This is a genomic window from Catalinimonas alkaloidigena (genome assembly GCF_029504655.1).
Taxonomy (GTDB): domain Bacteria; phylum Bacteroidota; class Bacteroidia; order Cytophagales; family Cyclobacteriaceae; genus Catalinimonas; species Catalinimonas alkaloidigena.
Genome location: NZ_JAQFIL010000001.1, coordinates 7,638,267 through 7,650,684 on the forward strand (window position 1 = coordinate 7,638,267; position 12,418 = coordinate 7,650,684).

12 protein-coding genes are annotated in these 12,418 nt (G+C 43.4%); 9 read left to right on the top strand and 3 right to left on the bottom strand.

Annotated features, from left to right (window positions below):
- Positions 1-59 precede the first annotated feature (59 nt).
- Entirely contained in the window at positions 60-749 is a 690-nt protein-coding gene (locus OKW21_RS31070; RefSeq protein WP_277487400.1) for a DNA alkylation repair protein, read from the top strand.
- A gap of 159 nt (positions 750-908) precedes the next feature.
- Positions 909-2,282 (top strand): glycoside hydrolase family 140 protein, encoded by a 1,374-nt coding sequence (locus OKW21_RS31075; RefSeq protein ID WP_277487402.1) that lies wholly within the window; start codon positions 909-911, stop codon positions 2,280-2,282.
- A gap of 16 nt (positions 2,283-2,298) precedes the next feature.
- On the opposite strand, the gene OKW21_RS31080 is transcribed toward OKW21_RS31075, so the two are convergent.
- A complete protein-coding gene (locus OKW21_RS31080; RefSeq protein ID WP_277487404.1) occupies positions 2,299-2,832 on the bottom strand; it encodes a GNAT family N-acetyltransferase in 534 nt (177 codons plus the stop codon).
- The gene (locus OKW21_RS31085; protein ID WP_277487406.1) at positions 2,829-3,761 is read right to left on the bottom strand and encodes a 1-phosphofructokinase family hexose kinase; all 933 of its coding nucleotides are present in this window, start codon (positions 3,759-3,761) and stop codon (positions 2,829-2,831) included. Before OKW21_RS31085 ends, OKW21_RS31080 begins: the two co-directional genes overlap by 4 nt.
- A 127-nt stretch (positions 3,762-3,888) precedes the next feature.
- Between OKW21_RS31085 and OKW21_RS31090 the strand changes: the two genes are divergently transcribed.
- The 5 genes from OKW21_RS31090 (at position 3,889) to OKW21_RS31110 (ending at position 10,583) form a co-directional block, all read left to right on the top strand.
- Positions 3,889-4,656, top strand: a complete 768-nt coding sequence (locus OKW21_RS31090) for a TerC family protein (RefSeq protein ID WP_277487407.1) — start codon at positions 3,889-3,891, stop codon at positions 4,654-4,656.
- Between the two features lie 557 nt (positions 4,657-5,213).
- Positions 5,214-8,318 carry a SusC/RagA family TonB-linked outer membrane protein gene (locus OKW21_RS31095; RefSeq protein ID WP_277487409.1) on the top strand — a complete coding sequence of 1,035 codons (3,105 nt, stop codon included), beginning with the start codon at positions 5,214-5,216 and terminating at the stop codon, positions 8,316-8,318.
- A gap of 22 nt (positions 8,319-8,340) precedes the next feature.
- Positions 8,341-9,756 carry a SusD/RagB family nutrient-binding outer membrane lipoprotein gene (locus tag OKW21_RS31100; protein ID WP_277487411.1) on the top strand — a complete coding sequence of 472 codons (1,416 nt, stop codon included), beginning with the start codon at positions 8,341-8,343 and terminating at the stop codon, positions 9,754-9,756.
- 30 nt (positions 9,757-9,786) lie between these two features.
- The gene (locus OKW21_RS31105) at positions 9,787-10,233 is read left to right on the top strand and encodes a hypothetical protein (protein ID WP_277487413.1); all 447 of its coding nucleotides are present in this window, start codon (positions 9,787-9,789) and stop codon (positions 10,231-10,233) included.
- Positions 10,234-10,367: 134 nt separating this feature from the next.
- Entirely contained in the window at positions 10,368-10,583 is a 216-nt protein-coding gene (locus tag OKW21_RS31110; protein ID WP_277487415.1) for an RNA-binding S4 domain-containing protein, read from the top strand.
- Between the two features lie 14 nt (positions 10,584-10,597).
- Here the strand turns inward: OKW21_RS31110 and OKW21_RS31115 are convergent, their stop codons facing one another.
- A complete protein-coding gene (locus tag OKW21_RS31115; protein WP_277487417.1) occupies positions 10,598-11,227 on the bottom strand; it encodes a helix-turn-helix transcriptional regulator in 630 nt (209 codons plus the stop codon).
- A gap of 98 nt (positions 11,228-11,325) precedes the next feature.
- Here OKW21_RS31115 and OKW21_RS31120 point away from each other — a divergent pair, with 98 nt between their 5' ends.
- Entirely contained in the window at positions 11,326-11,931 is a 606-nt protein-coding gene (locus OKW21_RS31120; RefSeq protein ID WP_277487418.1) for a superoxide dismutase, read from the top strand.
- A 217-nt stretch (positions 11,932-12,148) separates the two neighbouring features.
- A complete protein-coding gene (locus OKW21_RS31125; protein ID WP_277487420.1) occupies positions 12,149-12,397 on the top strand; it encodes a hypothetical protein in 249 nt (82 codons plus the stop codon).
- The last annotated feature ends 21 nt before the right edge of the window (positions 12,398-12,418 follow it).

Consider the following 12,418-nt stretch of genomic DNA (forward strand, 5'->3'; position numbering starts at 1 on the left):
AAATTGAACAGACATATACTTGGAAACATGTAAATATTTAGATCAGATCTACAACCGACATGAAGCAAAATTCTCCCTCAGCCCAAGATATTCTGGCTGAACTCAAGTCTCAAAGTAATCAGGAATATCTGAGTAGCTTACGCCAACTGGGGGTTCAGGGTGAGAAAATACTGGGAGTCAAGATGCCTGTCATCAGGAGTTTGGCCAAAACCTATCATAAAAATCATGAACTGGCCCTGCAGCTTTGGCAGACAGAGATTCATGAAGTTCGTATCATGGCGGGCTTACTGGATGATGTTAAAGCAGTAACGGTGCAGCAGATGGAAGCCTGGGTACAGGACTTTAACTCCTGGGATATATGTGACCAGACCTGTAGCAATCTGTTTTGCCGTACCTCCTACGCTTACGATAAAGCCCTGGCCTGGAGTGAGCGTCATGAGGAATTTGTCAAGCGGGCGGGTTTTGTGCTGATGGCCGGCCTGGCAATCCATGATAAAAAAGCGGAAGATGCCAAGCTGGCGGCCTTCTTCCCGCTGATAGAACGCGAAGCTTATGATGAGCGAAATTTTGTAAAAAAAGCAGTGAACTGGGCCCTGCGGCAGATCGGTAAGCGTAACGCCACTTTACGTACCATGGCTTTGTTAGTGGCGGAACGGCTTGCAGCACACGAATTACCCAATGCCCGTTGGATAGGAAAAGATGCGCTACGCGAACTCAAAAGTGAGAAAATACGTAAGAGACTACAATAAAATATGGTATTTTAGCTTTTGTGCTCTCTGTTGAAATTTTTCAAAAAATATTTTAAATTATTAGGGGGAAATTAAATATTTCGCAAGCTTACATCCTGATTTTAGCTTTTTCATATATATTATCTGATCCAGTTTTTTGAAGCCTAAACGGAGCGAATCATGAGATACTTCACTACCACTCTCGTTCTAACATTATTTGCCAGTTTGTATTTTTCGCTATCCGCTCAATCTTTAAAAGTAAGCGATGACCAGCGTTACCTGCTTCGGGAGGATGGCACCCCTTTCTTCTGGCTAGGCGATACGGCCTGGGAACTTTTCCATCGGTTAGACCGTGAGGAGGCCAGCATGTATCTGGAGGATCGTGCCAGCAAGGGGTTTACAGTAATTCAGGCTGTAGTATTGGCCGAACTGGATGGGCTGAATACGCCTAACCCATATGGTGATACTCCTCTGGCTAATAATGATCCTACACAACCCAATGAGGCATACTTTGAGCATGTGGATTTTATTGTGGATAAGGCTGAAGATCTGGGCATATATATAGGTATGTTACCCACCTGGGGCGACAAGTTCAACAAGCGCTGGGGTGTAGGGCCAGAAGTCTTTACTCCTGAAAATGCCCGCGTTTATGGCAAGTTTTTAGGAGAAAGGTATCAGGATAAGCCTATCGTCTGGATACTGGGAGGTGATCGTATTCCTGAAGAAGATGAAGACTTTGCCATCATCAGGGCAATGGCTGAAGGTTTGGCTGAAGGAGATAATAACACTCACTTGATGACTTATCACCCGATGGGCGGACGCAACTCGGCTGAATTTTTTCATGCAGATGACTGGCTGGATTTTAATATGTTTCAGTCAGGGCATGGAGAGATAGACAAACCTAACTATCAGGTAACAAAGCATAACTATGCCCTGAACCCTGTGAAGCCTACTTTGGATGGAGAGCCCTGCTACGAAGATCATCCGATTAACTGGAAGCCTGAAAATGGTTGGTTTGATGAAGACGATGTAAGGCAGGCCGCTTACTGGTCTATGTTGGCAGGAGCCTTTGGGCATACTTACGGTAACCATAACATCTGGCAGATGTGGGAAGAAGGGCGAGAGCCCGTTTCCTCAGCACGTACCCCCTGGAAAGAAGCCCTGGATCATCCGGGAGCCTATCAGATGGGGTATATGCGGCAATTGTTTGAGTCTCGCGATTTTACTGAGCTTACTCCCGACCCTTCTTTAGTAGTAAGCAATGAAGGTGGGGATAAACATATCGCGGCAGCAAGAGGCACTGACTTTATGATGGTTTACCTTCCCTCCGGTGAGTCAGTAGAGATAGATGCCCGGAAAATATCCGGTAAAAAGATTAACGCCTGGTGGTTTGATCCCCGCACCGGCGACTCAGTAAGTCTGGGTAAATTTAAAAATAACCGTACCTATGCTTTCCGTACGCCTATCGCTGAGCGGGACTGGGTGTTGATCATAGATGATGCCAGCCAGACTTACTCTACTCCCGGTCAAACATTTTTCGGTATGAACGAGTAGATATAGCGCGTAGGATTTAATCTTTCAGGCGAGCATAAATGAGCTCATCTACCGTCTTACCTTCTTTGGTTATGTTTTTCTCAAGACGAGCTTCCAGATGAAAGCCCGCCTTTTCTAGCACTCGACCCGAAGCCGCATTATACTCAAAGATCCCGGCATATATCCGGCATATATCGTAATCCGGATGATTGAATACATATTCGGAAAGCATATCGACCGCCCGACTGATGATCCCTCTGTTCCAGAAAGGCTCGCCTAGCCAGTAACCTATTTCCGCGGAGCGGGCGTAGATGTCCTGTTTGAAAACAAGACCAACCCCTCCCACTGATTTTCCTTCAACTTCCACTGCCAGGTTAATCGTAGAGTGGTCTGCATTAGCAATACGTACCCACAGTTTGGCATCCTTAAGGGTATAAGGGTGAGGAAAGTGGTCTCTTACATTGATCCATATTTTGTAATTATTTGCGTATTTCGAGAGTGCTTCTTCATCTCCTTCCTGCCAGGGGCGAAGGATAAAGTCTTCCTGTGGAAGAACGATAGCATGTTTCATAACTTTGATAAAATCCACTGATATAGCTTTTCAGTATCTTCTTTCTTGCAAAGCCCTGTTCCCTCATTCATGGTGGCAGCAGTTCCTGAAGCCACCCCAAAGGCTACCACTTCGGTTAGTGATTTATTTTGAGATAGGCTAAGCACCATACCTGCTACCATGCTATCCCCGGCGCCAACCGTACTTTTCTTATGGACTGTGGGAGCAGGCACATATACTACCTGGTCTTTAGCCACCAGCATGGCACCCTGGGGACCCATGGATACCACTACTACCTCAGCCCGTTGGCTACCAATAAGTCTTTTTGCCAGGTCCTCCTGTTCCATTGCCGTCACAGACTCCTTTTTTGACAGAGAGCCTAACTCTCCCAAATTGGGTTTCAGCAGGTATACCCCTTCTTCGGCGGCTAGTTCAAGAGCCTCTCCCGAGCTATCTACGATGTAGCGGGCGTTATTTTCTTTAGCGATACGGGCAAGCCTGGCCCAGAAGTCATCCGGCGCGCCGGGAGGTAAACTGCCACTGCCTACCACGTAGTTAGCTTTCTGGCAGAAGGTTTCCATAGCTTTGAGAGCTTGCTTCCACTCTTTCTCGCTAATCTCTTCACCCGGCATACCGAAGCGGTATTGCTGGTTATTGCTTTTGTCTACCACAATAAAGTTTTCTCTGGTCCAACCCTCCATGGAAATAACATGTTGCTTCACGCCCTCTTCTTCAATAAGCTGTTGCATGTGCTCCCCATCCGGTCCTCCGGCCAGATAAGCGCAGAGGGAGTCCCCTCCCAATTTGTGTATGGCACGTGAAACATTAATGCCTCCCCCACCAGGCTGATATTTGGGAGGTTCGCAACGTAGTTTGCTGTCCGGACGAATGTTGTTTACACGTGAACTTTTGTCCAGTGCGGGATTCATGGTTAGGGTAACGATCTTCATAAAAATTGCGGGTTTGCTGTTCAAAAAATATTTAATGCTTCATTAGATAAGCATGTTGATAAAAAAATTGTGCGCATCAAAACATTTATTCATAAAGGCTCTTTAATTTAGCATTAAACAAATTGTTATGGAAATTTTTTTAGAAGCAGAAAACTGGATTGCTTTACTCACCCTTACTTTTTTAGAAATTGTATTAGGGATTGACAACATCATTTTTATCTCTATTGTCACTGGAAAACTTCCTGTCGAACAACAACCAAGGGCTCGTAATCTGGGCTTGTTACTGGCACTTATCTTTAGGATTGGTCTCTTGCTAGGCATTACCTGGATTATTGGTTTTACCGAGCCTTTGTTTAGCCTTTTTGAGCTAGATATCAGTGGCCGCGACCTCATTCTGATGGCAGGAGGTTTGTTTCTGCTGGCAAAAAGCACCTCCGAAATACACCATAAGATAGAAGGCGAACAAATTACTCATGGTGATGATGCGAATAAAAAGACACAAAGCTTCGCTAAGATTATCACCCAGATCATACTATTAGATATGGTCTTCTCTTTTGATTCCATCCTTACTGCCGTAGGACTTACTCAGCAGATCCTGATTATGATTATAGCTGTGGTTATTTCCATTATCGTGATGATGGTGTTTGCCGGTAAAATCAGTGATTTTATTAACAAGCACCCTACGCTGCAGATCCTGGCACTCTCATTTTTGATCCTGATTGGGTTTATGCTAGTGATTGAAGGTTTCCACTTCCACGTCCCCAAAGGTTATATTTACTTCGCAGTGGCATTTTCTTTATTGGTAGAGATATTAAATATGCGCCTCCGCAAAAAAGCCAAGCCGGTGCAGTTGCACGATCAGCAAATGCCCAAAAAAGAGGCAGTGAAGAAGTAAGAAAAAAGTACTACATTTTAAGGCGATATTTTCATATCGCCTTTTTTCATTCTGATACCATAGATACAACATAAAAAAGACAGGTAGTCTCAATTTTTTTTTACGTCCGGTGGGTAAGGAAAAGCCTAGTGTAATAAAAAGCTGAAACTTGAACTTTAGGCAGCGATTTTTCTTAAGATAGTCAGTTTACAATAAGGGTTGGTTCAGAATAAAAAGAACCAATGATAGGATTTAGCAAAATTTAATTTATCAAAAGGAAGGTATTGCAAAATAATTTTTTAAAACAATGATTTTGGTAATCTATTTTCAAAAGTCCATTCATAAATTCACTTCCTTTCCCTAAAAGTGATAATATCTAATAAATGCAAAACTAATAAGTGATACTTTGCCTCAAAGGGTTGATATTCAGTAAAATATATTTGTGGATAATCTTATATAAGAGATACAATCTTTACCATATGAAATTTTGCATTCATATAAAATAACTTTTATTTCGTCACTTATTTGATTGATATAGGCTATATCATTTTTTTATCGTTTTACATAAATCTTTTCTTATGAACAAAATTCTTTACATGTGTACGCTCCTGGCCTTCCTCAGCTTTACCGGCAATATAGGGATGGCCCAGTCGCGTACAGTAAGTGGTAATGTGACTTCCCTGGAAAACGGGGAAAGCTTACCTGGAGTAAACATTCTGGTACAGGGTTCTACTACCGGTACTGTAACCGACGTAGATGGCAACTACCGGATTTCGGTACCTTCCGATGATGCAATTCTATTATTTTCGTTCATCGGTTACCAATCAGAGGAAGTAGCTGTCAATGGTAGAAGTAATATTGATGTGGCACTTTCTCCCAGCCTGGAACAATTATCGGAGGTGGTAGTGACTTCCTTTGGTATAGAGCAGGAAAAACAGGCTTTGGGATACTCAGTACAAGAGTTACAAAGCCGCGAAATTACGGAGACCAAGCAGCCTAACCTGGTAAATGCCCTACAAGGTAGAGTAGCAGGGGTGCAAATCACCAATTCGGGAGGTGCACCAGGGATGAGCTCACGTATCATCATCCGTGGACTTACGTCACTGAATCCTGATGCAGACAATCAGCCTTTGTTTGTGGTAGATGGTGTGCCTATTGATAATACTACGGTAGAATCTGATGGAACACCCCGCGGTATGAGTAACCGGGTGGCTGACCTCAATACCAATGATATAGAATCAGTCAACGTGCTGAAAGGTGCGGCGGCAACCGCATTGTATGGAGTACGTGCTGCCAATGGCGCGGTGATTATTACCACTAAAAAAGGTCAAGCCGGTGCCACGAAAGTAAATGTAACCAGCTCAATTGGTTTTGAGGAAATTAACAAGTATCCTGATTTTCAGGAAAAATACGGTCAGGGTTTCTCTGGTGCTTATGAGCCAAGTAGTTTCTGGCCTAGCTGGGGTGCCCCGGTAGAAGCCGCCCAGGTGATTGACCCTGATCATCGCTACTACGACAATACCCGCAATACTATGGAGACCGGTATGCAACTGGAAAATACGGTAAGTGTATCGGGCGGTAATGAAAGCGCTACTTTCTATGGTTCCGTTTCTAACCTTCAGCAGGATGGTGTAATTCCTTTTAGCGAGTGGGACCGTACCTCTGCCAAGCTTTCCGGTAAAATAAGCGCGGGAGAAAAGTTTGACCTGAATGGCTCCATCAACTATATCAATTCAGGAGGTAATCGTGTGCCTCACGACCGTATCATGGAGCGACTGATGTATTGGGCCAATACCCAGGATGTTACTGATTATATCAATCCTGACGGTACCCAGAATACTTATGGAAATACTAACCCTCTCTATGACGCCCGTTTTGCGACCTACGAAGACGATGTTAACCGAATCATAGGTAATCTGAATTTCAACTATCGTCCTGCTGACTGGATGAGCATTTCTTATCGTATCGGTACAGATGTGTATAGTGATAGCCGTGTTGAGATTTTACCTGGCCCATTGGGCATTGATGGTGAGGTAGCATTGAGCAGTACCGGCTTTATCACCAAAGAGAAGATCAACAGCCGTGATATTAACTCTACCCTGAATATTAGCCTGAACCATACTTTTGCCGAAAAACTGGATGCTACCCTTCGTATAGGTAATGATGTTTTTGACAGAAGCAGAAATGACCTGACTTCTACAGGTACTGACTTTGTCATTCCTCGTTTCTTTAACCTCAGCAATACTACTGAGCTACAAACTGGAGAATTTACCAGTCAGAGACGACTTATCGGTGTTTATGGCGACTTACTATTAAACTATGATGACTATCTCTACCTGAATATTACAGCCAGGAATGACTGGTCATCTACGCTTCCGGTTGAGAATCGCTCGTTCTTCTATCCTTCATTCAACTTAGGATTTGTGTTCAATGATGTGTTGGGTGTTCCTGAATTCTTAAGCTATGGTAAGTTCAGAGCTTCCTATGCTGAGGTGGGTAAGGACGCTGATCCTTATTCTACGGCTATCACTTATACTTCACCAAACTTTTTCCCGGTAGAGGGACAGGTTGGATTTACCAGAAGCAGCACATTTGGATTACCTACGCTGAAACCGGAAAGAACTACCGCAGTAGAGATTGGTACAGACCTGAGGTTTTTTGAGAACCGCTTAAGCCTTGACTTTACCTGGTACAAGTCCAATAGTAAAGACCAGATCATTCCGGTGCCAGTATCCAATGCTACAGGTTTTACGCGTTTTGTGACCAATGCAGGTGAACTGGAAAATCAGGGCGTAGAAATCATACTGGGGGCGACACCCGTGAGCATCAACGATTTTAGCTGGGATGTGTTGCTTAACTTTACCAGAAACCGCAACCGGGTAGTAGAAATCAGAGAAGGTATTGAGAATATTGTGCTGGGAAGCCAGTTTGGCTATGCCGGTAGCTCAGTTACCCTGCAGTTGATTGAAGGAGATGCTTACGGAAATCTTTACGGACGTAGCTATGAGCGATATTACGAAGGGGGCGAACCTGAGAACCTTACTGAAGTAGATAGAGATCTTCCCTTACTGATAGGTGATGATGGCTTCCCGGTGGTCAATACCAATCAGTTGATTCTGGGTAACGCGCAACCCAAGTGGTATGGAGGTATTCGCAACACCTTCAATTATAAAGGCTTAAGCCTGTCATTCCTGATAGACGCCCGTGCCGGCCAGTATCAGTACGATCAGTATGCCAATTTCTATTCTGCTTTTGGTAAGCTTGATTATTCTCTCAACCGAAACGATGTGGTTGTTTTTGATGGTCTTCTGGCGGACGGTTCACCCAATACACAAGAAGTATGGCTAGGTCAGGGTATTGGCCCGGATGGCAGAGATTATGGTGCAAGCTTCTATCGTAATATCTACAGAGGAGTATCTGAAAACTTTGTGAAAGATGCTTCTTTCGTGAAACTGAGAAATATCTCTTTAGGCTATACGCTTCCTTCCGGAATTCTGGATGCTACTCCTTTCTCAGCAGCCAACGTATCACTGGCAGCCAATAATATTATCCTGTGGACACCGTGGACAGGCTTTGACCCTGAGTCTTTCAGCGCCGGAGCAGGGGGGAACGCATCAGCCTTTACCGGCTTAGGTTACCCTGGAGTACAGAGTTATTTCTTTACACTTAACCTAACGCTTTAATCTGATTATTATGAATATGATTATGCGAAAGCTAAATATATTATGCATAGCGGCCTTATTGATATTTACAGCAAGTTGTGAAGATTATCTGGATATCAATACAGATCCCAACAACCCTACTGTAGCGCCGCTAAGTGGGTTGCTCGCCAACGCCACCCTGGAGACAGCCAATAACGTATTTGATATAGGTGGAACGACTTCCTTTTATGTACAGTACCTGGCTTCCCCTAACGCCTCAAGCTCTACTGATATCCATGATGAAGTGCCTTACGATAATACGTGGTTCAATCTGTACAATGTGATGACCGACCTGAGTGACATAGAGGTACTGGCAGAAGAATCAGGGGCTACTGAGTATTTGGGCGCAGCTAAAGTGCTTAAAGCCCTGAATCTGGGTATGACAGTGGATCTCTGGGGAAATCTGCCTTACAGCGAGGCTTTCTTTGCCCAGACATTAACGCCTTCTTATGATGATGCGGAGAACCTGTATCAGGAGATTTTTACCCTTTTAGATGATGGTATTGTAGCCCTTGGGCAGGAAAATTCAGCAATTGTAATAGGAGATGATGATTTCTTTTTTGGAGGCGACACTGAGGCCTGGATCAAGATGGCTTATGCACTGAAAGCCCGCTATCTGCTACATCTGAGTGAAACTGGCAGCTATGACCCTCAGGCAGTATTAGCCGCAATAGATAATGGCTTTGAAAGCTCAGAAGATGATGCACAAGTTACCTCTTATGCCAATACACTTCAGCGTAACCCCTGGGCACAGGAGGCGATAGATAACGAAAACCTATTGCTGGGAGGTTGGATTTCCGAGCAACTGGTAGAAGCTATGGATGGTACTACCTATGGCTATGTGGACCCTCGTATGCCCTTTATGTTCGGCCTAACCGATGATAGCGTATATGTGGGTACACCCAACGGAGCAGGCCGGGGAGATGCACCTGAGCAGGGAGCTCGCTCAACGCTGGTAACAGATACTTATTATGCCGCGGAAGATGCGCCTCTTTTGGTGATTACCTACTTTGAGCAGAAGTTTATAGAAGCTGAGGCAGCTTTGGATGCAGGTGATCAAAGTAGGGCTTATAACGCATACATTGAAGGCATCACTGCCCACCTGAATAAGCTGGGTGTTGAAGAAGCGGAAATAGAGGCTTACCTGGCAAATCCTGAAGTGAGTGTGGGAGCCGCTAATCTTAGTATTCAGGATGTTTTTAAGGAGAAATATATCAGCATGTTTTTACATCCTGAAGCCTGGACCGATGCTCGCCGTTTTGATTATCAGTATGAGAATATGACCTTACCGGCAAACCATAATCCTAACCTCAACGGTGAGTTTATCAAAAGACTTATCTATCCTGATTCAGAAACAACCCGTAATGGGCAGAACGTACCAGCGGTTTCTCTGGGAGACCCATTGTTTTGGGACGAGTAATTTGGTGTTTTTAATTTTGAAATCAATAACATGAAAATATATAGTAAAATACTCGTAATGATGGCATTAGCTTTTAGCTTTGCTGCCTGCGAAAAGAACGAAGTGCTTCCTGACTATCAGGTAGCAGGGACAAGTACAGCTACCATTGCTCAGATAAGCGTATCTAATGATGAGCCTCTGTCCGGTGAAGAGATAACCGTTACTCTGTATTATGTAAATCTGGAAGAGGACCCTGCGACAGGAATTGAACTGTTGGAACAAGTAGGTGGTAGTGATTTTACAACAGTTACTACTTTGGATGAGTCTTCCGCTTCATTAGATGCAGAGATTACCCGCACATATACCTATACAGTTCCGGATGTAGAAGTCGGGACTGCTATCAGACTGGATATGGTGCTAAGCTCACAAAACAAGGAGTTTCCCCAGCGGGAAAAAGTAGATTTAGAAGTTTCGGAAGAAGAAGAGACGGAGGAGTAGTTTCCGCTGATATGTAATTTTGTGAAAAACTCTCTGTACGAAAGTGCAGGGAGTTTTTTTATATCAGCAAAGCGAAGCGTTTGTAGAGTTTCAAATTAGAACATTATTTTTGTTTAAAAATCTTATATAGAAAAATGATGACACCATTCAAACTCAAAGCGGGAAGTGAATACATTGAGCTTAATAAACTCCTGAAAATCATGGGATGGGCTGGCAGTGGTGGGGAAGCCAATCAGCTGATTGAATCAGGGTTTGTACAGGTAAATGGCTCCGAGGAAACTCAGAAGAGAAAAAAGCTGGTTGCTGGTGATCAGGTTACTTATGAAGCATACAAAGTAGTAATTGAGTAGTTGATTGCATTATGCTAAGCTAAGTTATCTTTTATTTCCTTAATCAGGTAGGCACATCTTCTTGCTCCTTTTACGATATGCTCGGTACGTTCTACACTCACCCCCTGCCCCAAGAGCTGGCGAAAGGTATTGAGCTCTGTACGACAAAAACCCTGACAATAGGTAGCCGCTTCGCAGATTGGACAATGATTTTCTATCAATAGCAAGGCATCATTTTCTTTTTTTACTTCAGCCAGGTATCCTTCACGACTTCTGATATCCGCTAGTTGCTGTACTTTTTCCTCCAAAGTTTCTGCTTCAGCTAATTTCTGCTGATAGCGTGTCTTTACTTCTTTTTCCCTGGCCTCGATTACTTTTTCTAATGAATTTTCCCCCAACGTATCCCGGATTTGCTTGATGAGCTGTAGCGTAAGTTGACTATGTGTATCCGGAAAGTGCGCATGCCCATCAGAAGTTAGGCTGAAAATCTGCTTAGGACGTCCTACTCCTTTTGCTTCACTGTGGCTACGTACCATTTTTTGCTGCACCAGTTGGCTCAGTTGCAGGCGCGCCCCTTCACTGCTGATACCAAGCTCTTCAGCAATCAGAGGTGCTGTCATAGGGCCTTTGGTCTTAAGTAAAAGTAAAATTTGCTCAGTACGCATGATGAAAGCTAATAAAACAAGTAACCACTTGTTTTATTATTCGTAAGAATAAATGAAAGGTTTAAAACCCATTTTTTTTCATATTAAAATATACAATTATGTCATTTGAATTGCCAAACCTACCTTATGCGTATGATGCACTGGAACCCCATATCGATGCACAGACTATGGAGATCCACCATACAAAACACCATAATGCATACGTGAGCAAACTGAATGCTGCTATTGAAGGAACGGATGCTGCTGATAAGTCTCTGGAGGAGATTATTAAAAATGTATCCAACTATGCTACAGGAGTAAGAAACAATGGCGGAGGACATTATAACCATTCGTTCTTCTGGCCGCTACTTTCTGCTAATGGAGGCCAGCCTGGCGGAAAACTGGCTGAGGCTATCAACGCCACTTTTGGATCATTAGATAAGTTAAAGGAAGAATTTAACAATGCTGCCGCCACACGCTTTGGTTCAGGCTGGGCATGGTTGATTGTAGATGAAAGCGGAAGCCTGAAAGTAACTTCTACTCCTAACCAGGATAACCCTTTGATGGATGTAGCCGAAGTAAAAGGAACTCCTGTTTTGGGGCTTGATGTATGGGAGCATGCGTACTATCTCAAATACCAAAACAAGCGCCCGGATTATATTGCAGCATTCTGGAATGTAGTTAACTGGGAGCAGGCTGAAAAAAATTATCAGAGCGCCCTGTAATCAAACCATATTGCTGGTTTATAAACGCTTATTGTTTATAAATCAAGTTATTGATCTTAATATGAAAACCTTCTGTACACGTAAAGTACAGAAGGTTTTTTTTGCTTCAAAAGTAGAGAGGGTACAAATTAGCCAAGGCTTAAAAGTCAATTATTCTTACTTATTTGGTATATTGTTGATCACTCGTGCGTCACATTGACATTAAAAAATTAATAATATGTTTGGGCTTTTTAAGAAGAAAAAAAAGAAGCATCAGCCTGTACTCGCAGACCTTAACAATCATCCTCTACATGAAGGAGATGTAGTAGAATCATTACGCTATGGATTAGGAAAATGCAGGATCATCATGGGGGATAAAGGGCTTGCGTACGAATCTATGGAAAATGGTAAGCAGGTAAGTTGGCACTTAATGGTAGATGCGGCCACAGATCTACAAAAAGTGAAAAAGATTACGCTTAAAAATTGAATTATATTTTGAGTAAATAGT

Bases quoted from the DNA above. Each gene is read 5' to 3' on its own strand.
- OKW21_RS31070 (WP_277487400.1), top strand. From the start codon at position 60: ATGAAGCAAAATTCTCCCTCAGCCCAAGATATTCTGGCTGAACTCAAG.
- OKW21_RS31075 (WP_277487402.1), top strand. From the start codon at position 909: ATGAGATACTTCACTACCACTCTCGTTCTAACATTATTTGCCAGTTTG.
- OKW21_RS31080 (WP_277487404.1), bottom strand. From the start codon at position 2,832: ATGAAACATGCTATCGTTCTTCCACAGGAAGACTTTATCCTTCGCCCC.
- OKW21_RS31085 (WP_277487406.1), bottom strand. From the start codon at position 3,761: ATGAAGATCGTTACCCTAACCATGAATCCCGCACTGGACAAAAGTTCA.
- OKW21_RS31090 (WP_277487407.1), top strand. From the start codon at position 3,889: ATGGAAATTTTTTTAGAAGCAGAAAACTGGATTGCTTTACTCACCCTT.
- OKW21_RS31095 (WP_277487409.1), top strand. From the start codon at position 5,214: ATGAACAAAATTCTTTACATGTGTACGCTCCTGGCCTTCCTCAGCTTT.
- OKW21_RS31100 (WP_277487411.1), top strand. From the start codon at position 8,341: ATGCGAAAGCTAAATATATTATGCATAGCGGCCTTATTGATATTTACA.
- OKW21_RS31105 (WP_277487413.1), top strand. From the start codon at position 9,787: ATGAAAATATATAGTAAAATACTCGTAATGATGGCATTAGCTTTTAGC.
- OKW21_RS31110 (WP_277487415.1), top strand. From the start codon at position 10,368: ATGATGACACCATTCAAACTCAAAGCGGGAAGTGAATACATTGAGCTT.
- OKW21_RS31115 (WP_277487417.1), bottom strand. From the start codon at position 11,227: ATGCGTACTGAGCAAATTTTACTTTTACTTAAGACCAAAGGCCCTATG.
- OKW21_RS31120 (WP_277487418.1), top strand. From the start codon at position 11,326: ATGTCATTTGAATTGCCAAACCTACCTTATGCGTATGATGCACTGGAA.
- OKW21_RS31125 (WP_277487420.1), top strand. From the start codon at position 12,149: ATGTTTGGGCTTTTTAAGAAGAAAAAAAAGAAGCATCAGCCTGTACTC.